Consider the following 17,933-nt stretch of genomic DNA (forward strand, 5'->3'; position numbering starts at 1 on the left):
CGCCGGGGCGACCGGCCGAACGGCCGGCCACCCCAGGCGAGATCAGGTACGCGCCTTCTCCCGCATCTCGAAGGTCTCCACCACGTCACCGACCCGGATGTCGGTGTAGTTGGCGATGGTCAGGCCGCATTCGAAGCCTTCCCGCACCTCGGTGACGTCGTCCTTCTCCCGCCGGAGCGAGGAGATCGTGGTCTCGGACACCACGACGCCGTCCCGGATCAACCGGGCCGACGCGTTGCGCCGGATCAGACCGTTGGTGACCATGCAGCCCGCGATCACACCGGCGCGAGACGACCGGAAGATGTTCCGGATCTCGGCCGAGCCGAGCTGGGCCTCCTCGAAGATCGGCTTCAGCATGCCCTTCAGCGCGGCCTCGATCTCGTCGATCGCGGCGTAGATCACCGAGTAGTACCGGAGATCGACCCCGAGCCGGTCGGCCAGTTCGGACGCCTTGCCCTGAGCCCGGACGTTGAAGCCGATGATCACTGCGTCGAACGCCGCGGCCAGGTTGACGTTGGTCTCGGTGATGCCACCGACACCGCGGTCGATCACCTGCAGCGCCACTTCCTCGCCGACGTCGATCTTGGACAGCGCCTCTTCCAGTGCCTCGACCGAGCCGGAGCCGTCGCCCTTCAGGATCAGCTTCAGCTCCTGCTTCTCGCCCTTCTCCAGCTGCTCGAACAGCTGGTCGAGGGTCCGGCGGCGAGCACCGGCGGCCTGGTTGGCCGCGCGCAACCGAGCCGCGCGGCGATCGGCGATCTGCCGGGCCGTCCGGTCGTCGGAGACCACCAGGAAGGAGTCGCCGGCGCCGGGCACCGCGGTCAGACCGAGCACCTGGACCGGCGTCGACGGCGGAGCCTCGTCGACGGATTCGCCGATGTCGTTGATCATGGCGCGGACGCGACCGTACGCGGGACCGGCGACGATCGAGTCGCCGACCTTCAGCGTGCCGCGCTGGACCAGGACGGTGGCGATCGGGCCGCGGCCCGTCTCCAGATGTCCTTCGATCGCGATGCCCTGGGAGTCCATGCTGTCGTTGGCACGGAGGTCGAGGGCCGCGTCGGCGGTCAGCACGATCGCCTCGAGCAGATCGTCGATGCCGTCCCGGGTGATCGCGGAGACGTTGACGAACATGGTGTCGCCGCCGTACTCCTCCGGCACCAGGCCGTATTCGGTCAGCTGACCGCGCACCTTGGACGGATCCGCCCCCGGCTTGTCGATCTTGTTGACCGCGACCACGACCGGCACCTCGGCCGCGTTGGCGATGTTGAGGGCCTCGATCGTCTGCGGCATCACACCGTCGTCGGCGGCCACCACCAGCACGGCGATGTCGGTCGACTTGGCGCCACGGGCCCGCATCGCGGTGAAGGCCTCGTGACCCGGGGTGTCGATGAAGGTGATCTTGCGTTCCTGCTCATCGACCTCGGTCGACACCTGGTAGGCGCCGATCTTCTGGGTGATGCCACCGGCCTCGCCGGCGACCACGTTGGTCCGGCGCAACGCGTCCAGCAGCTTCGTCTTACCGTGATCGACGTGGCCCATGACGGTGACCACCGGCGGCCGGGCCACCAGGTGTTCCTCGCCGCCGGTGTCCTCGCCGAACTCGATGTCGAAGCTCTCCAGCAGCTCGCGGTCCTCGTCCTCCGGCGAGACCACCTCGATGTCGTAGTTCAGCTCCGTGCCGAGCACCTGAAGGGTGTCGTCACTCACCGACTGCGTCGCGGTGACCATCTCGCCGAGATGGAACAGGGCCTGCACCAGGGCTGCCGGATCCGCGCCGATCTTCTCGGCCAGGTCGGTCAGCGAGGCGCCACGGGCGAGCCGGATCTTCTGGCCGTCGCCCTGCCGGACGCGGATGCCGCCCAGCGACGGCGCCTCCATCTCGTTGAACTCTTGCTTGCGCTGCTTACGCGACTTACGGCCTCGCCGGGCCGGACCGCCCGGACGCCCGAAGGCACCCTGGGTCCCGCCCCGACCACCGCGACCGCCACGCCCGCTGGGCGGACCGCCCGGAGCGCCGCCGCCACCCGGACCGCCGCGACCCGGAGCGCCACCGCCGCCACCCGGACCGCCGCGACCACGACCGCCACCGGCACCGGGCGGGCCGCCGCGACCACGGGTCGAGGGGCCACCGCCGAGCTGGCCGGAGGACTGCTTCGGCATCATCGCGGGATTGGGCCGCGGGATGCCCGGGACACCGCCCGGACGACCGCCGCCGCCACCACTGCCAGGGGCTCCCTGGCCACGCCCGGCCGGCGGACGCGGCCCGCCGGGGCGCGCCTCCTGGCCGGGCCGCGGCGAACGCGGCTGACCCATGCCCTGGGACGACGAGAACGGATTGTTGCCGGGTCGCGGAGCGCCGCCCGGACGGGGTCGGCCACCACCGGGCAGACCACCGGTCGAGCCCGGCCGCGGCGGCCGGGGCTGGCCCGGTCGCGCCTGGTCGGGGCGCGGCCCGTCACTGCGGCTGTCCGGCCGGCCGGGTCCACGACCCGGTGCCGGCCGCGGCGCCGGCCGGGGCCGGTTCTCCCGGGCCACGTCCTCACGGACGGGCTCTTCGCTCGGGGCCTCTTCCCGGGGCGCCTCGACCGGAGGCGCTTCGGCCGGAGGGGCCTCGGCCGCGGGAGCTTCCACGCGGGCCGGGGGCTCGGGCCGGCGGGCCGGGCCGGGACCCGGCCGCGCGTTCGGCCGGGCTTCGGCCGGGGCGCTCGCCGGTGCCTCCGCGACGGGTTCCGCCGGGGCTTCGGGGGCTGGAGTTGGGGCTTGCTTCGCCTCGACCTTCGGCGGGGCGGCTGGCGTGGGCGGCGCCTCGGTGGGTGCCGCCGTCTCGGCAGTCTTGGCCGTCACGGCCTCTTCCTTGGCAGGGCTCTCAGGCGCCTTCTTGGCGGGAGCCTTCTTGGACGATTTCTTGGCCGGCGGTGCGCTCGCCAGCTTTTCCGTCAGCCGCCGGACCACCGGGGCTTCGACGGTCGACGATGCCGACCGGACGAACTCCCCCATGTCCTTCAGGGTGCTGAGGACTGTCTTGCTTTCTACTCCGAGCTCCTTCGCGAGCTCGTAGACCCGGACCTTAGCCACTACTCTCCTTGTTCGGTCCGGACCAAGGGCGATGGCGCGGACCAGTTAGTTGTCGTGCATGCTCATTGAGATGTACTCATCGAGTGGTCATGAGCGTTAGCCCACCTTCTGGTTCGACGCGGGTGATCTCCGGTGCTCGACCTGAGTCGGGCCCGCGCTTTCGGCTGGTTGCCCGCCCGGAGTCGGGCAGGCGGGTGATAGCTGGCCGTTCGGCCAAGCACTAACTCTATGCCCAAGCCTACTCATCCGCCTAAGCGGGGCGTGTCCGCCGGAGCCGGACCCCGCCCGGTCAGCGGATCTGGCTCAACGCGAAGGTGGCCGGGTCGCCGCCGGTGCGCTGCCCGGCCTCCAGGCCGGTGATCGCCGCGACCTCGGCATCGGACAGCTCGAAGCCCCACAGGTCGGCGTTGCTGGCGATCCGCTCCGGCGTGTTCGACTTCGGGATCGCGATGAAGCCCGACTGCAGCTGCCAGCGCAGGATCACCCGGGCCGGGTCGACCCCGTGCGCCGCGGCGATGGCGGTCACCGCCGGGGCGGTCAGATCCGCGCCCCGACCGAGCGGTGAGTACGACTCGATCGCGATCCCCCGCTGCCGGCAGACGGTCACCAGCTCGGCCTGCTGAAAGGTCGGGTGCAGCTCGATCTGGTTCACCGCCGGGGTCAGGTCGCTCGCCGCGGCGAGCGCATCCAGGTGCTCGACCAGGAAGTTGGACACGCCCACGGCCCGCACCTCGCCCCCGCGCTGCAGCTCGGCCAGCGCTCGCCACGCGTCGACGTACCGGCCGGCCGAGGGATACGGCCAGTGCACCAGGTAGAGGTCGATCCGGTCGAGGCCGAGCCGGTCCAGGCTGTCGGCGTAGGCGCGCCGGGCGCTGTCGTAGCCCTGGTCACCGTTGCGCAGCTTGGTGGTGACGAACAGCTCGCCCCGCGGCAGCCCGGAGGCCTTGATCGCGGCGCCGACGGCGGCCTCGTTGTAGTACGCGGCCGCCGTGTCGATATGCCGATACCCCGCCGCCAGGGCCTGTTCGACCGCGGCCTGGGTCTCGTCCGGCGGCACCTGGAAGACGCCGTAGCCCAGCTGCGGGATGGCGACGCCCTGATTGAGCTCGATCGACGGAATCATCGGTCCTCCCGGTCCGGGGTCATGATCAGCAACGAGACCGCCGGCAGCGGCAACGTCAGGTCGAGGGCGAGGGTGCGGTCGGCCGGCGTGACCAGTCGGTCGGGGGCGAACCGCTCCAGGCCCTGCCGCTGCTTGATCGCCGCCAGCTCGGCGTCGGTCGGGTCCTGCGGTGAGCCGAGCGCCTGCCAGGTCGTGTGCGCGTTGCTGTGATCTTGGTCGATCCGGTAGTGCTCGATCCGGTACGACGCGGCGTCCAGCCCGGCCACCGAGAGATCGACCCGGGCCGGCTGATCATCGACCCGGTATTGATCATCGGTGTGCCGCCAGACCAGCACAGCGACCGTGCCGTCGGCGGCGACCGAGGCGAGCGTGTCGATCTCCTCCGGCATGCTGCGACCGCCCACCGCATCAAGATCACCGACCGGCCAGCCCGCGGTCGAGGTCGCCTCGATCCGCCGTTCACCGAGCCGGCCCATCATCCGGTACGCGTTCAGCAGCGGCTTCTCGATCTCGCCGGCGGTGAGGAAGGCACGGGTGCCCTCGAAGAACCGCTCGCCCTCGAAGTAGAAGCTCCACGAGGTGGCCTGCTGCACGTTCGCGGCTTCTTGATCATTGAGGTCGAGCAGCTTGCTGAACAGCTTCACCTGGAACACCGGGTAGTACTCGGTGTTCTGGAAGCTGAAGTTGGCGTTGTCGTAGACGCTGTGGTGCGCCGGCACGCCGGCGTCGCACTCGTCGATGATCGCCGGCAGCTCGCGGTACTCGTCGAACTCCGCCATCACCCGGAGCAACCGGCGGATCTCGTACAGCATCTTGGTCGCCGACGGGTTCTGCCGCTCGGGCGCGGGGCCTCCGGTCGGGCCGTACGTGCGCCACGGGGTGAACGCCGATCCCTTGGTGTGGAAGGAGACGAAGTCCAGCGGCAGCCGATGCTCGGCGCAGTAGGCCAGGAAGTCGCGGAGGAAGGCGACGCCGCCGCCGGTGACCGCCGGCCCGCCGACCTTCGCCGCCGGGAAGACGCTCTTGATCGCCTCCGCGGTGACCGCGTACAGCTCGAAGAACTGCTCCGGAGTCCCGCGCCAGTAGAAGATGTCGGGCTCGTTCCACAGCTCCCACAGCCATTCCGACACCTCGGCGTCGCCGTAACGATCAAGGCTGTGCTGGACGTGGGCGGCGACCAGCCCGCGCCACTTCTCGTAGTCGCGCGGCGGGTAACCCCAGGTGCCGGCCTCGTAGCTGCTGTAGGCGGTCGGGCTGCTGACCACCGTCAGCTCGGCCGCCTCGTCGGGCACCAGATCACGCGGGGTGAAGCCGAGCTCGACCAGGACGTGGTGGCCGGCTTCGACGATCGCGTCGTAGGTCTGATCGACGATGGTGAAGTCGTAGTAGGGCCGACCTTGATCATCTTCGTGGTAGACGTTGCCGTTGCCCCAGTGCGGGATGGCGAAGCCGGAGCCGGAGCAGTACAAGTAGTGCGGCCGGATGTGGTAGGCCGCGTCCTCCAGACCGGCGAACGTTCGCAGCAGCCGGCGGCCGGTCGGGGTGTAGGTCCAGTTGATCTCGTCGTAGCCGATGCTGCGCCAGATCCGACGCAGGTCACCGCGATCGACCGAGGCGTCGACCTGGACGGTAGCACTGCGCACCAGCGGCGCGTCGGGATCACTGGGCGCGGCCCGCGGGAACGGCGACACGTCGTTCTTGGCGATTCCCGGATCCGGCGCTTCCTGACCTGTGGACACTAGAACGCCCCTTCGCATCGGTGACCGTTTCGACGCCCCGAGTCTGGTTCCCGGCGTCAAATATTGTCAATGATACATTGCAAACAATCTTTGAGCGGGGGTACCAGTGAGCGGAGTTGGGACTTCGTTCCCAGCCCGGATCCACCGCTGAGCTCGGGGTTTGCCGTTCGACGGGCTCAGGACGATCATCGCTGCCGATTGAGCCTTCGGGGACTTTCTTGGCGCCAAGAGGGGCGGGTCCGGGTGCTGGTCGGCTCCGGTTCGCCCGCTCGCGTTCCGCTGCGGACGTTGAGTCGGCAGGGTGCGTGGCCGAGCTTGCGTCGAGAGTGCACTTTCCCACCTGAAATCGTCGAATCCGCGTCGATAAGGTCACACTCGGCGCACTCGGCGCCGATCCACAACCGAGATCGCTGCCGGGCTTGCGTCGAGTGGACGGTTTGGGCAGGTTCAGCCGAGGATCCACGCCCAAAGTGACCACTCGCGGAGTGCATCCGAGACCAACCGCCGGACCGGTGGCCGGCCGCGATTCCCGCCGACCGCACCAACCCGACCGTCCTTGGCGCGTCTTTCCGGCCGACAGGCCGAAACCCCCAGTAGAGGCGCACGGTCCTGGCTTGCCCCCGACGCCAGGGAACGTTCGGCAGCTACTCGGTCAGCCGAGCAGCGCTTCGAAGGCCGTACGCAGGGCAGCCTGCTGGTCCGGGCCGATCCCGTCGGCGCGCAGCGCTCGACCCAGGGCGCGTTTCTTGATCGCCTGATCCAGGCAGCCCAGCTCGCGATGCAGGTAGGCGCCGCGGCCGGGCGACCGCTGCCGAAGATCGAGTTCCAGATCGGCTCCGGTCCGGACGATCCTGATCAAGGTCGACTTGTCCGCCCGGCGGCGGCAGCCGACACAGGTCCGGACGGGCTCGGTCATCGGGTCACCGTAGCGTGTGCCCATGCCCTCGAACCTCGCCTACCACGGCTCCCTCGGCGACTACTTCGTCAGCCGCGCCGAGACCAGCGCGTACAACGCCTACATCGACCGGCCGGCGGTGCTGGAGCTGGCCGGGGAGGTCGCCGGGCTGCGGATCCTCGACACCGGCTGCGGCCCCGGCTTCTACGCGGCGGCCCTGGCCGAGCGGGGCGCGTCCGTGCTCGGGCTCGAGGCCAGCACCGTCCTGGTCGAGCACGCCCGAGCCCGGCTCGGCGACCGGGCCGAGATCCGTCAGCACGACCTGAACCAGCCGCTGGACGAGATCGCCGACGGCGCTTTCGACGGCGTGGTCTGCGCGCTGGTCATCCACCACCTGCGGGACCGGGAACGGTTCCTCGGCGAGCTGTTCCGGGTGCTCCGCCCGGTGGCTGGCTGGTCCTCTCCACCACCCATCCGACGGCGGACTGGCGGCACTTCAAGGACTCGTACTACTCCGAGGAGTGGGTCGACCTGGTGATGGCCGACGGCGAGCACTCCGTCCGACTGCAGCGGATGTCGATGCAGGCCGTCGTCGGCGAGCCGCTGGCGGCCGGCTTCGTCCTGGACCGCCTGGTCGAGCCGCGCGTGACCGAGGCCTACCGCGCGATCGACCCGGACCGCTACGACCGCCTGCTCGACGTGCCGACCCTGCTCGCCCTCCGACTCCGGCGCCCCTGAGCCCTGATCAAGGTGTGATGAACCGGCATCGCGCGCTGGACAGTGACGCGAGCCGCCGATCCGCGGTGACCAGCGGGGCCTCCAATCGCTCGGCCAGGGCCACGTAAGCCGCGTCGTACGCGGACAGGTTCGGGGCGAGCTCGACGATCCGGGAGAGCAGCAGCCGCACCGGACAGCCCGTGATCCGGGCCGTGGTCAGCCGGACCACAGCGGCAGAGAAAGCCGCATCGTCCAGGACACCACCACGCCAGAGGCCTCGAAAGGCGCTGGCGACTTCGACGGTCAGGTGCTCGGGCGCATGCCAGTCCCCGTCAGCCGCAACCTGCGCGACCATCGCCTCGGTCGCCGTCCCCAGGGTCAGGTCGACGAAGGCGGACGCGTCGATGACCAACACGTCGATCAGTGCGAACGTGACGACGCGATGGTGCGGTCACGGGTTGCCCGCTCCGCGGCCACGGAGTCCGCCGCGGTCAACTCGACGTCGATCAGGCGTGATCGGGACCAGTCGACAACGATTCGCCGATTGACGTCGATCTCGGCCTCCCGGGTCAGCACACTGAGCAGATAGGTCTGCAGAGATTCGCCCCGTCGCTCGGCCTCGGCCGCCAGGGCACGCCGAACCGGCTCCGGAACGTCACGAATCTGCACGGCCACCATGCATGCATTATTGCCTGCAGTGCGACCGGAGGCAAGCGCCGATCAGGCGATCAGGACTCTTCCTTGGGCTGCGCCGGCTCCGTGTCGGAGCGGATGTCGATCCGCCAGCCGGTGAGGCGGGCGGCGAGGCGGGCGTTCTGGCCCTCGCGGCCGATGGCGAGGGAGAGCTGATAGTCCGGTACGACCACCCGGGCCGCGCGCAGGCTCTCGTCCACGACGGTGACCGAGGTGACCTTGGCCGGCGACAGGGCGTGTCCGACGAAGGTCGCCGGATCCGGGGAGTAGTCGATGATGTCGATCTTCTCCTCGTTCAGCTCGTGCATCACCGCCCGGACCCGCTGCCCCATCGGGCCGATGCAGGCCCCCTTGGCGCTGACGTCGGAGTTGTTGCTGATCACGGCGATCTTGCTCCGGTGCCCGGCCTCGCGGGCGACGGCTTTGATCTCGACCGTGCCGTCGGCGATCTCCGGCACCTCCATCCGGAACAGCTTCTCGACCAGCCCCGGATGGGTCCGCGAGACCACGACCTGCGGACCGCGGACCTCCTTGCGGACCGAGACGACATAGACCCGGAGCCGGGTGCCGTGCCGGTACGACTCCCCCGGCACCTGCTCGGCCAGCGGCATGATCGCCTCGATCTTGCCGAGATCGACCAGCACGGTCCGCGTGTCGCTGCCCTGCTGCACCACGCCGGAGACGATGTCGCCCTCGACGCCGGAGAAATGGCCGTACTTCTGCTCGTCCTCGGCATCCCGCAGCCGCTGCATGATCACCTGCCGCGCGGTGGACGCGGCGACCCGGCCGAAGCCCTCCGGCGTGCTGTCGTACTCGCCGATCTTGGTGCCCTCATCGTCCAGCTCGGGCACCATCACGTTGACGTGCCCGGACTTGCGGTTGAGCTCGACCCGGGCCCCCGGCACGGCACCGTCGGTCTTGTCGTAGGCGGAGAGCAGTGCTTCCTCGATCGCGGAAACCAGGATGTCGAACGGGATGTCTTTCTCCCGCTCCATCAACCGCAGCACGGAAATATCGATGTCCACGTCAGTTCTCCTCCGCGCGATTCAGTTCGACCTGGATCAGCGCCTTGCCGATGTCGGCAAAAGGTACCGAAATCTCCGCCGCCTCGGTCGCCAGCACGACCTGATCATCGGTGACCGCACCGATCCGGCCGGTGACTTCCTCGCCGTTGGCCAGGTTGGCCCGGACCAGCCGGCCGGCGTTGCGCCGCCAGTGCCGAGGCAGGGTCAGCGGCCGGGAGACGCCCCGCGACGTCACCTCCAGCGTGTACGGCGCCGCACCGGCGGCGTTGTCCTCGTCCAGCACGGCCGACACCGCCTTGGTCGCCTCGGCGATGTCGTCGAGCAACGGACCCCTGCCTTCCGGTCCGTCGCCGTCGACCACCAGCCGGAGCAACCGGCGCTTGCCGGCCGGCACGATCTCCACGGCCTCGAGTTCGAGGTCGTAATCCGCGAGCACGGGGGTCAGTAGCTGCTCGATCTGGATGTCCTTCATCCCCCAGCTCCATTCGGTTGATATCTTGAAGGGCCGAATTTGCGGGCACTGCGCAATTTCGTTGACCAGGCATTGTTCCACGACGCAGGGGATTATCCCGATGAACCCACCGGCATCGCGCACTCGGGCCATGCCCTACGGCACGATGTCACACCGTTCGGCGGCGTTGTCCCGGCGGGCCGCCTTGCTGGCCGGCCTCGGGATGCTCGGCGCCGCGACCGTCGGCTGCGACCCGGGCGGGCCCGACGATCCCGAGCCCGCGCCACCGGTCCCGACCCCGTCCGAGGCGCCGTTGCCGCCGTTGGCCGGAGCCGGGAACGCCGCCGAGGTCGAGGGCCGGTTGGCCGGGCTGGCCGGATCGTTGCTGAAGGCCGACGACGATCTCGGCCCGGCACTGACGGCGATCCTGACCGCCGCCGCGGCCGGGCACCGCGCCCATCAGCTCGCCCTGGCCGGACCTCAACCCACCGGCCGGCCGACGACAGGCTCGAGCTCGCGGGCGACCCCGCCGCCGAGCACCAAGAGCGTCCCGGCCGGGCTGAAGAAGTTGATCACCGACGAGGACGCGGCCGCCCGCAAGCTCGCCGAGAACGCCAACCGGGCCGAGTCGGTGACCGCCCTGTTCTGGGCCTCGCTCGCCGCCGCTGCCGGCGGCTACGCCCAGGCGATCCGGCAGCAGGGCACCTCGGCCAAGGGGACCGCGCCGGCGAAGGCGCCCAAGCCGAGCGCTCACCGGCCGGTCGAGCCGATCGAACCGACGGCCGCCACCCGGGCGATGGTGGAACAGTTGTACGCCGTCGGCTACGGCTACCAGGTGGCGATCGGCCACCTCGAGAAGGACCAGTTCGAGCGTGCCGCGGCGGCCCTGCGGAACCATCGCAGCCTGCGCGACCGGCTGATCGGCGCCCTGGTCACGGAATCGGGCGAGGCCCCCGCGGCGGCACCGGCCTACGATGTGCCGGTCCGGCCCAAGAACGCCGCCTCGGCGGCGAAGTTGATCATGACCCTGGAGACCGCGCTGCTGCCGTTCTGCGGCCAGTGGGTGGCCGCCGCGACCGACGACGAAGATCGCGAACTCGCCATCGGCACCCTCCGCTCGGTCAGCGTGACCTCGGTGACCTGGGGCGGCCCGCTGCTGCTCTGGCCCGGCTACGTCGACCAGTGACACTTGGCGTCAGGGGCGCAGGAACTGGGTGACGGTGTCGTAGCCGAGCTTGAGGATCAGGATCAGGACGACGACCAGGAAGACCCGGCGGACGAACTCGTTGCCGCCGCGGATCGCCATCCGGGCCCCGAGCAGGCCGCCGAGCAGGTTGGCCGCGCCCATCGCCAGGCCGAGTTGCCAGATCAGCTGGCCGTGCACGCCGAAGACGATGATCGCGCCGAGGTTGGTGGTCAGGTTGGCGATCCGGGCCTTGGCGCTCGCCTCCAGGAAGCCGTAGCCGAGCACGCTGACCAGCAAGATCACGAAGAACGCGCCGGTGCCCGGCCCGATCAGTCCGTCGTAGCAGCCGATGCCGAGCCCGATCGCTGCCGCCCGGCCGTAGTGGTGACCGCCCAGGTGCTTGCGCTCGCTGGTCATCCCCAGCTTGGGCCGGCGCCAGGTGAAGATGCCGACGCCGATCAGCGCGACCAGCACGATCGGGGTGAAGATCGACTTCGGCAGATACTGGGCGACCATCGCACCGGCGGCCGAGCCGAGGCCGGAGGTGATCACCAGCGGGATGATCGTGCGCCAGTCCGGTCTGATCTTGATCGCGTACGTGATCGAGGCGACCGCCGTCCCCCAGACGCTGGACAGCTTGTTGGTGCCGAGGATCGCCGCCGGCTGGCTGTCCGGCAAGCCGATCAGCAGCGCCGGCAGCTGCAGCAGGCCGCCACCGCCGACCACGGAATCCACCCAGCCGGCGGCGAACGCGACCAAGATCAGCAGCGCGACGCCGACCAGCGACAATTGCAGCCCGTCGTGAAGAGCCAACTCAGACCAGGAGCTCCGCGGCGTTGCCGTTGCGGATCAGGGCGAGCAGGTGACCCAGCGCGTCGGCCGTGGCGATGTCGGTCCGTTCGCCGGACCGCCGATCCCGGACCTCGATCATCCCGTCGGCCAGGCCGCGGCCGACCACGACGATCGTCGGCATGCCGAGGATCTCGGAGTCGGCGAACTTCACGCCGGGGCTGACCGACCGGTCGTCCAGCAACACCTCGACGCCGGCCTCGTCCAGTCGGAAGGCCAGCTCATGGGCGTATTCGGCGATCTCGCTGCCCTTGCCGGCGGCCACGATGTGCACCCGGTACGGTGCGATCTCCGGCGGCCAGCAGAGGCCCTTCTCGTCACAGGTGTCCTCGGCCACGGCCGCGACGGCCCGCGAGACGCCGACCCCGTAGGAGCCCATGGTGACCGTGACCAGCTTGCCGTTCTGATCAAGGACCTGCAGGCCGAGCGCCTCGGCATATTTCTTGCCCAGTTGGAAGATATGGCCGAGCTCCATCCCCCGGGCCAGGTGCAGCGGGCCCGAGCCGTCCGGCGACGGATCGCCCTCCCTGATCTCGGCCACGTCGATCAGGCCGTCCGGGGTGAAGTCCCGGCCGCAGACCAGGTCGAACACGTGCCGACCCGGCTCGTCGGCGCCGGTCAGCCACCGGGTGCCGGTGCCGACCCGCGGGTCGACCAGGTATTCGATCTTGGTCGCCGACTCCTTGCCCAGGGCGGCCGGACCGATATAGCCCTTGACCAGGCCCGGGTGCGCGGCGAAGTCATCGGCACCGAACGGCTCCGCGGTCGCCGGCTCCAGCTGAGCTTCCAGCCGCTTGGCGTCGACCTCGCGATCACCGGGCAGGCCGATCACCAGCGGCCGGCGGGTGCCGTCCGGCTCGGTGATCATCAACACCACGTTCTTCAGCGTGTCCCCGGCCTGCCACGGCCGGTCCGCGCGCGGAAAGCGATCATTGGCCAGAGCGACCAGGGTGTCGATGGTCGGCGTGTCCGGGGTGTCCTCGGCGTGGGCGGCCGGGGCGTCGTCGTACGGGATCGGTTCGGCCGGCGGGATCCGTACCGCCTCGACGTTGGCCGCGTAGCCACCGGGCGAGCGGACGAAGGTGTCCTCGCCGTTCTCGGCGATGCCGAGGAACTCCTCGCTGGCCGAGCCGCCCATCGCGCCGGACATGGCGGCGACGATCTCGTACTGCAGGCCGAGCCGGTTGAAGATCTTGATGTAGGCGTCGCGATGGGCGTCGTACGACTTCTGCAGCCCGCTCTCGTCGATGTCGAAGGAGTAGGAGTCCTTCATCACGAACTCGCGGCCGCGCAGGATCCCGGCCCGCGGCCGGGCCTCGTCGCGATACTTGGTCTGGATCTGGAACAGCGACAGCGGCAGATCCTTGTAGGAGTTGTAGAGGTCCTTCACCATCAGGGCGAAGATCTCCTCGTGCGTCGGCCCGAGCAGCATGTCGTTGCCGCGGCGGTCCTTCAGCCGGAACAGGTTCGGGCCGTATTCGGTCCACCGGTTCGTCGCCTCGTACGGCTCCCGCGGCAGCAGCGCCGGCAGGTGCACCTCCTGGGCACCCATCAGTTCCATCTCCTCGCGGACGATGGCCTCGACCTTGCGCAGCACCCGATAGCCCAGTGGCAGCCAGGAATAGATCCCCGGCGCGGCCCGCCGCACATAGCCGGCGCGGACCAGCCAGCGGTGGCTGGGCACCTCGGCATCGGCCGGATCCTCCCGCAAGGTCCGGACGAACAACTCGGTCATACGCGTGATCACCCGTGCACCTTATGGCATCCGGCAGGCAGCCCGTCGAACCATTCCGACGCACATGCCTTGTCGTTCATATGAATGAGCAGTAATGTCGCGGTATGGACGGCTTCACGGTGCTGGCGGACCCGACCCGGCGGCGGGTGGTCGATGCGCTGGCCGACGGGGAGTCCGACGTCAGCACGCTGGTCGACCGGCTGTCGCTGTCCCAATCACTGACCTCGAAGCACCTCAAGGTGCTCCGGGACGCCGGCGTGGTCGCGGTGCGGATCGACGGCCCGCGCCGGGTCTATCGACTCAGTGATCAACCGCTACCCGACGTGATCGCCTGGATCACGCCGTACTACCGCCGCTGGTCGCGCGGCCTGGACCGACTGACCGAGCTGCTGTCGGCCGAGGACGCCGATCTGCCGCCGGCCAACCGCAAGGAGGACTCCGATGCCGAATGAACTGATCCTGAAGGCGATCGACGCCGCCGGCTTCGACGCCGCGACGCTGACCGACGACAACGGGAGCTGGGTGCTGACCATGACCCGGTCACTGCCCCGGTCCGTCGATCAGGTCTGGCCCTGGCTGACCGAGCCCGAGCGGCTGGCCCAGTGGTCACCGATCGTGCCGAACCGGTCCTTGATCAGCCGGGGCGCCGCCCAGACCCGGGAGAATCCCGGCGACGACTGGGTGGATGCCGAGGTGCTCGAGGTCGATCCGCCGCACGAACTGATCCACCGCTGGGGTGATCATTCGATGCGCTGGACCCTGACCCCGGCCGAGGAGGGTTGCGTGCTCACCCTGGAGCAGCGCTTCGCCGAAGCCGAGGCGGGCCCGCTGATGGCCGGCGGCTGGCACGTCTGCCTGGCCGTGCTGACCGTCAACGTCGAGGACCATGCCGTCGATCGGGTGGTCGGTGAAGCCGCCGACGAGTACGACTGGCAACGACTGCACGATCGGTACGCCGAGCAGTGGGCCCCGACGACCGCCGACTCGAGCAAGGGTGCCTCGTGAAGCCGACCACCATGATCGTCGCCGTGCCGGTCGCCGACCTCGACCGCTCGCTGCGCTTCTATCGCGAGGGTCTCGAGGTCGACGCCTCCGACATCGACGGCGGGATGTTCGTGGTCGAGCTGCCCAATCTGTCGCTGTTCCTGATGAGCCGGCAGGAGTACGCCGGCTACGCCGATCGCCTCGGCACCGGCAACGCCCCGGTCCCCGGCGGCTGCATCTTCTCGGCCGCGATCGGCACCCGGGCCGAGGTGGACGAGGCTCTGGCCGGGGCCGTCCGAGCCGGTGGCTCGATCCCGGGCCCGGCGGGGGAAGTCGACGGCGGGTATATGGGCTATCTCACCGATCCCGACGGGCATGCCTGGGAGCTGGTCTGCAACGAGCACACCGCGGCGGCGGCCCGGCTGAAGGCCGCCGCCGAGGGTGCCGGGCCATAAATCGGTTGCCCTGCCGGCCAGGATCGGACACCATCGTTCGGCAGTGAAGTTCGTGCCGGGAGCGGCCCGGTGCCTGAGGAAGGAGGCGTGACATGTCAATCGCCTCCTTTGGTCATGCCCTCGTGACCACCACCCTCAGCACAGGAGCACGCACCGATGATCGAACCGCAGTCCACCTCGGACTCCGATTTCAGCTTCACCTTCGAAGAAAAGCCTGACCTCCCCGACAATCAGCGCTGGTCCCGTTACGACGAGATGGGCGTGCTGACCGGGCCGGAACCCCTGCCCGACTGGGTGATCACCGACATGGCGATCGACACCGAGCTCGGCATCCTCAAGACCGGCAAGGAAGCCGACGTCCACCTGATCGAGCGCGCCACCGACGACCGCGCCCTGCTGCACGCCGCGAAGCGCTATCGGGGTCATGATCACCGGCTGTTCCACCGCGACACCGGCTACGTCGAGGGGCGCAAGATCAGAAACACCCGCGACCGCCGGGCGATGGCCAAGGGCAGCCGGTGGGGCCGCACGGTCGAGGCCGGGCAATGGGCCATGGCCGAGTGGGGCATGCTCTGCGAGCTGTGGTCGCTCGGGCTCCCGGTGCCGTACCCGATCCAACTGGACGGCACCGAGATCCTGATGGAGCTGATCACCACCGAAGACGGCGAGGTCGCGCCCCGACTGGCCCAGGCCCGCCCCGACCGCGACCTGCTGACCCGCTACTGGGCACAGCTCACCGACGCCATGCGCACCCTGGCCTCCCGCCAGTGGGCCCATGGTGACCTGTCGCCGTACAACATCCTGGCCACCGAGGACCGCCTGGTGATCATCGACCTGCCCCAGGTCATCGACATCGTCGGCAATCCCCAGGGCATGGAGTTCCTCGCCCGCGACTGCCGCAACGTGGCCACCTGGTTCACCGGCAAGGGTCTCGAGGTCGACGCCGACGAACTCCTCTCGGAGTTGATCAGCTACGCCTGGTGATCAGGTCGCCGGTGCCGGCCAGATCTCGATCAACCGGCCGTCGGGGTCGGTGGCCGCGAGGCGCTGCGGATCGTCCTCCAGGGACGGCTCGTAACCGGCCGCGCGGAGACGGTCGGCGATGTCGGGCAGCGGCTCGTCCGATTCGAAGCTCAGCCCGACGGCGCCCTCCGGCTGATCACCGGACGAGCGGTGCAGGTTGATCACGCCGCGATCGCCGTTCCGCAGCGCGTGGCAGTCCTCCGAGCCGTCGGCGTCCGGCTGGAAGCCGAACCGGGCGAAGAACCGGGCCGCCACGTCAAGATCATCGGTGAAGTAGACGACGACCACGTCGATCGGGCCCGGCCGCGGGTCGTGCTGCTCGTAGCCGTACAGATCGTTCTGCTCCTCGTTGATCGAGATCTCCGGGCCCAGCGGAGTCTGCACCATCGCCTGCACGCCGAACGACTCGTCCCAGGAGCGGGTCTTGAGCCCTTGAGCTTCGAGCCCCTCGGCCGCGACCCGTGCGTCCGGCGTGACCAGCACCAGACCGGTCCGGCCGCCGGGCGCGTCGGTCGCGCTCCGGTCGCCGGAGGCATGCAACGACACCTCCCCGCTGCGGCCCTTCAGGGTGAACCAGCCGTCGCCCTTGCTGATCTCGACGCTCAGACCGAGCGCCTCCAGGAATGCCCGCATCGCCGGCGGATCCTCGGAGAACCGAAGCACCGAGGCGACGAAGGTCGGGGCGGCAACGTTGCTCTGTTCGGTCATGGTGGTCATCACTGTCCCTTCTTCGCTGCGGCCAGATAGGCCTCGAGGGCGGCCTCGACCACGGCCGAGAGGCTCCGGCCCTCGTCGATCGCGCGGTGCTTGATCTGCCGGACCAACGGTGGCAGCAGATAGACGTTGAACTGCACCTTCTTCTCGGCTTCCATAACTAGAATGCTAGCAATCTAGCTACGGTGGTTGTCAAGTCTTCGACCAGGAACGGGCTGAGGTAAGGTTCACCTAACTCTGCCGTCGGAAGGACCCGCATGGGCGTCTCGCGCCTCCTCGTCGTGATCATGGTCGGAGTCGCGACCCTGCTCGCCGGTTGCTCGGCCGGTGCCGCCGCTCCCCCGGCCTCCGTGCCCGCGCCGCAACGCCTGGGACCGACGGCCGAGCCGGGCGACGAGGTGTGCGGCGAGACCCGACCCGCGACCGGGCCGACGACGATCGAGCACGCGATGGGGTCGACCGTCGTGCCGGAGGATCCGCAGCGGATCATCGTGTTGGACAGCGACAAGTTGGACACGGTCTGCGCGCTCGGACTGCAGGACCGGTTGGTCGGCACGATCTCCCTGGACAGCGGTCAGCCGGGCTATCTCGGCCCGACGATCAAGAACGTGCCCAGCGTCGGCAAGATCGCCGAGCCGGACCTGGAGAAGATCGCCAGCCTGCAACCGGACCTGATCCTCGGCTCGAAGTTCCGCCAGCCCGACCTCTACGACCGGCTGTCCCAGATCGCGCCGACGGTGTACACCGAGCTGGTCGGGCTGACCTGGCAGGAGAACTTCCTGCTCGACGCGAGCGCACTCCGGCGTGCCGATCAGGGCCAGGAACTGCTGCAACAGTTGAAGGACGACGCGGCCGCGGCCGGCAGCGAGTTCGATGGCGCCAATGCGGATGCCTCGATCGTCCGGTTCCGGCCGGGCGGCATCCGGCTCTACGGTCCGACGAGTTTCTCCGGGTCGGTGCTGGAACTCGCCGGGGTGTCCCGGCCGGAGTTCCAGCAGCTCAACGGCGCCAAGGACCGGCGGTTCGTCGAGATCAGCGCGGAGGAGCTGCCGAAGGCGGACGGCAAGATCATCTACGTCACCGCGTACGGTCCGGAGGCGGTCGTGCAACAAGATCGAATGCTGGCCGATCCGATCTGGCAGACGCTGGGCGGGGTCAAGAGCGGCCGGGTCTTCCTGGTGTCGGACGAGGTCTGGATGACCGGGATCGGCGTGATCGCCGCGGACGGCATCCTGCGCGATCTGAGGGCCTCCCTCGGCTGACTTG

General features: G+C 69.5%; 20 protein-coding genes. 8 read left to right on the forward strand and 12 right to left on the reverse strand.

The window, feature by feature from the left end:
* Positions 1–42 precede the first annotated feature (42 nt).
* From infB to FNH24_RS12185, 4 genes are all read right to left on the reverse strand, one after another.
* Complete coding sequence (gene infB, locus FNH24_RS12170) at positions 43–3,078, reverse strand: translation initiation factor IF-2 (protein WP_152362454.1); 3,036 nt, start codon at positions 3,076–3,078, stop codon at positions 43–45.
* A 289-nt stretch (positions 3,079–3,367) separates the two neighbouring features.
* Positions 3,368–4,201 (reverse strand): aldo/keto reductase, encoded by an 834-nt coding sequence (locus FNH24_RS12175; protein ID WP_152362455.1) that lies wholly within the window; start codon positions 4,199–4,201, stop codon positions 3,368–3,370.
* The gene (locus FNH24_RS12180; protein WP_246186856.1) at positions 4,198–5,940 is read right to left on the reverse strand and encodes a GH39 family glycosyl hydrolase; all 1,743 of its coding nucleotides are present in this window, start codon (positions 5,938–5,940) and stop codon (positions 4,198–4,200) included. Before FNH24_RS12180 ends, FNH24_RS12175 begins: the two co-directional genes overlap by 4 nt.
* Before the next feature lie 652 nt (positions 5,941–6,592).
* Positions 6,593–6,856: a YlxR family protein gene (locus FNH24_RS12185; protein ID WP_152362457.1), complete on the reverse strand. Its 264-nt coding sequence runs from the start codon at positions 6,854–6,856 to the stop codon at positions 6,593–6,595.
* Positions 6,857–6,878: 22 nt separating this feature from the next.
* On the opposite strand from FNH24_RS12185, the gene FNH24_RS12190 reads away from it, so the two are divergent.
* Both FNH24_RS12190 and FNH24_RS31955 read left to right on the forward strand, forming a co-directional pair.
* Positions 6,879–7,373 (forward strand): class I SAM-dependent methyltransferase, encoded by a 495-nt coding sequence (locus FNH24_RS12190; protein WP_217428178.1) that lies wholly within the window; start codon positions 6,879–6,881, stop codon positions 7,371–7,373.
* A complete protein-coding gene (locus tag FNH24_RS31955; protein ID WP_217428179.1) occupies positions 7,370–7,573 on the forward strand; it encodes a hypothetical protein in 204 nt (67 codons plus the stop codon). The genes FNH24_RS12190 and FNH24_RS31955 overlap by 4 nt, the downstream gene beginning before the upstream one ends.
* Positions 7,574–7,580: 7 nt before the next feature.
* Here FNH24_RS31955 and FNH24_RS12195 read toward each other — a convergent pair whose 3' ends face one another.
* Genes FNH24_RS12195 through rimP form a run of 4 tightly spaced genes read right to left on the reverse strand, consistent with a single transcriptional unit; the run spans position 7,581 to position 9,742 of the window.
* On the reverse strand, positions 7,581–7,967 hold the full coding sequence (locus FNH24_RS12195) for a type II toxin-antitoxin system VapC family toxin (protein ID WP_161606109.1): 387 nt from the start codon (positions 7,965–7,967) through the stop codon (positions 7,581–7,583).
* A gap of 5 nt (positions 7,968–7,972) precedes the next feature.
* Positions 7,973–8,230, reverse strand: a complete 258-nt coding sequence (locus tag FNH24_RS12200; RefSeq protein WP_152362459.1) for a FitA-like ribbon-helix-helix domain-containing protein — start codon at positions 8,228–8,230, stop codon at positions 7,973–7,975.
* A gap of 50 nt (positions 8,231–8,280) precedes the next feature.
* Positions 8,281–9,270: a transcription termination factor NusA gene (gene nusA, locus FNH24_RS12205; RefSeq protein WP_152362460.1), complete on the reverse strand. Its 990-nt coding sequence runs from the start codon at positions 9,268–9,270 to the stop codon at positions 8,281–8,283.
* Between the two features lies 1 nt (position 9,271).
* Positions 9,272–9,742 carry a ribosome maturation factor RimP gene (rimP, locus tag FNH24_RS12210; RefSeq protein WP_152362461.1) on the reverse strand — a complete coding sequence of 157 codons (471 nt, stop codon included), beginning with the start codon at positions 9,740–9,742 and terminating at the stop codon, positions 9,272–9,274.
* A 775-nt stretch (positions 9,743–10,517) separates the two neighbouring features.
* On the opposite strand from rimP, the gene FNH24_RS32640 reads away from it, so the two are divergent.
* Positions 10,518–10,907 (forward strand): ferritin-like domain-containing protein, encoded by a 390-nt coding sequence (locus FNH24_RS32640; RefSeq protein ID WP_425486889.1) that lies wholly within the window; start codon positions 10,518–10,520, stop codon positions 10,905–10,907.
* Between the two features lie 9 nt (positions 10,908–10,916).
* On the opposite strand, the gene FNH24_RS12220 is transcribed toward FNH24_RS32640, so the two are convergent.
* Positions 10,917–11,720, reverse strand: a complete 804-nt coding sequence (locus FNH24_RS12220; RefSeq protein ID WP_246186857.1) for a TSUP family transporter — start codon at positions 11,718–11,720, stop codon at positions 10,917–10,919.
* Between the two features lies 1 nt (position 11,721).
* The gene (locus tag FNH24_RS12225; protein ID WP_152362588.1) at positions 11,722–13,491 is read right to left on the reverse strand and encodes a proline--tRNA ligase; all 1,770 of its coding nucleotides are present in this window, start codon (positions 13,489–13,491) and stop codon (positions 11,722–11,724) included.
* 104 nt (positions 13,492–13,595) lie between these two features.
* Between FNH24_RS12225 and FNH24_RS12230 the strand changes: the two genes are divergently transcribed.
* The 4 genes from FNH24_RS12230 (at position 13,596) to FNH24_RS12245 (ending at position 15,914) form a co-directional block, all read left to right on the forward strand.
* The gene (locus FNH24_RS12230) at positions 13,596–13,943 is read left to right on the forward strand and encodes an ArsR/SmtB family transcription factor (RefSeq protein ID WP_152362463.1); all 348 of its coding nucleotides are present in this window, start codon (positions 13,596–13,598) and stop codon (positions 13,941–13,943) included.
* On the forward strand, positions 13,933–14,496 hold the full coding sequence (locus tag FNH24_RS12235; protein ID WP_217428180.1) for an SRPBCC domain-containing protein: 564 nt from the start codon (positions 13,933–13,935) through the stop codon (positions 14,494–14,496). Before FNH24_RS12230 ends, FNH24_RS12235 begins: the two co-directional genes overlap by 11 nt.
* Complete coding sequence (locus tag FNH24_RS12240; RefSeq protein WP_152362464.1) at positions 14,493–14,930, forward strand: VOC family protein; 438 nt, start codon at positions 14,493–14,495, stop codon at positions 14,928–14,930. The genes FNH24_RS12235 and FNH24_RS12240 overlap by 4 nt, the downstream gene beginning before the upstream one ends.
* Before the next feature lie 156 nt (positions 14,931–15,086).
* Positions 15,087–15,914 carry a serine protein kinase RIO gene (locus FNH24_RS12245; protein ID WP_152362465.1) on the forward strand — a complete coding sequence of 276 codons (828 nt, stop codon included), beginning with the start codon at positions 15,087–15,089 and terminating at the stop codon, positions 15,912–15,914.
* On the opposite strand, the gene FNH24_RS12250 is transcribed toward FNH24_RS12245, so the two are convergent.
* Positions 15,915–16,670 (reverse strand): VOC family protein, encoded by a 756-nt coding sequence (locus FNH24_RS12250; RefSeq protein WP_152362466.1) that lies wholly within the window; start codon positions 16,668–16,670, stop codon positions 15,915–15,917.
* The gene (locus tag FNH24_RS12255; protein ID WP_152362467.1) at positions 16,670–16,825 is read right to left on the reverse strand and encodes a ribbon-helix-helix protein, CopG family; all 156 of its coding nucleotides are present in this window, start codon (positions 16,823–16,825) and stop codon (positions 16,670–16,672) included. The genes FNH24_RS12250 and FNH24_RS12255 overlap by 1 nt, the downstream gene beginning before the upstream one ends.
* A 99-nt stretch (positions 16,826–16,924) precedes the next feature.
* On the opposite strand from FNH24_RS12255, the gene FNH24_RS12260 reads away from it, so the two are divergent.
* Positions 16,925–17,929, forward strand: coding sequence for an ABC transporter substrate-binding protein (locus FNH24_RS12260; RefSeq protein ID WP_152362468.1), 1,005 nt, complete (start codon positions 16,925–16,927; stop codon positions 17,927–17,929).
* Positions 17,930–17,933: the final 4 nt, after the last annotated feature.

It is taken from the genome of Microlunatus speluncae, assembly GCF_009299835.1.
GTDB classification, from domain to species: domain Bacteria; phylum Actinomycetota; class Actinomycetes; order Propionibacteriales; family Propionibacteriaceae; genus Microlunatus; species Microlunatus speluncae.

Excerpts from the sequence above, each read along its gene's own strand:
- FNH24_RS12185 (WP_152362457.1), bottom strand. The coding sequence starts at position 6,856 with ATGACCGAGCCCGTCCGGACCTGTGTCGGCTGCCGCCGCCGGGCGGAC.
- FNH24_RS12230 (WP_152362463.1), top strand. The coding sequence starts at position 13,596 with ATGGACGGCTTCACGGTGCTGGCGGACCCGACCCGGCGGCGGGTGGTC.
- FNH24_RS12200 (WP_152362459.1), bottom strand. The coding sequence starts at position 8,230 with ATGGTGGCCGTGCAGATTCGTGACGTTCCGGAGCCGGTTCGGCGTGCC.
- FNH24_RS12225 (WP_152362588.1), bottom strand. The coding sequence starts at position 13,491 with ATGACCGAGTTGTTCGTCCGGACCTTGCGGGAGGATCCGGCCGATGCC.
- FNH24_RS12245 (WP_152362465.1), top strand. The coding sequence starts at position 15,087 with ATGATCGAACCGCAGTCCACCTCGGACTCCGATTTCAGCTTCACCTTC.
- FNH24_RS32640 (WP_425486889.1), top strand. The coding sequence starts at position 10,518 with ATGGTGGAACAGTTGTACGCCGTCGGCTACGGCTACCAGGTGGCGATC.
- FNH24_RS12260 (WP_152362468.1), top strand. The coding sequence starts at position 16,925 with ATGGGCGTCTCGCGCCTCCTCGTCGTGATCATGGTCGGAGTCGCGACC.
- FNH24_RS12255 (WP_152362467.1), bottom strand. The coding sequence starts at position 16,825 with ATGGAAGCCGAGAAGAAGGTGCAGTTCAACGTCTATCTGCTGCCACCG.
- FNH24_RS12250 (WP_152362466.1), bottom strand. The coding sequence starts at position 16,670 with ATGACCACCATGACCGAACAGAGCAACGTTGCCGCCCCGACCTTCGTC.
- FNH24_RS12175 (WP_152362455.1), bottom strand. The coding sequence starts at position 4,201 with ATGATTCCGTCGATCGAGCTCAATCAGGGCGTCGCCATCCCGCAGCTG.
- rimP (WP_152362461.1), bottom strand. The coding sequence starts at position 9,742 with ATGAAGGACATCCAGATCGAGCAGCTACTGACCCCCGTGCTCGCGGAT.
- FNH24_RS12235 (WP_217428180.1), top strand. The coding sequence starts at position 13,933 with ATGCCGAATGAACTGATCCTGAAGGCGATCGACGCCGCCGGCTTCGAC.
- FNH24_RS12190 (WP_217428178.1), top strand. The coding sequence starts at position 6,879 with ATGCCCTCGAACCTCGCCTACCACGGCTCCCTCGGCGACTACTTCGTC.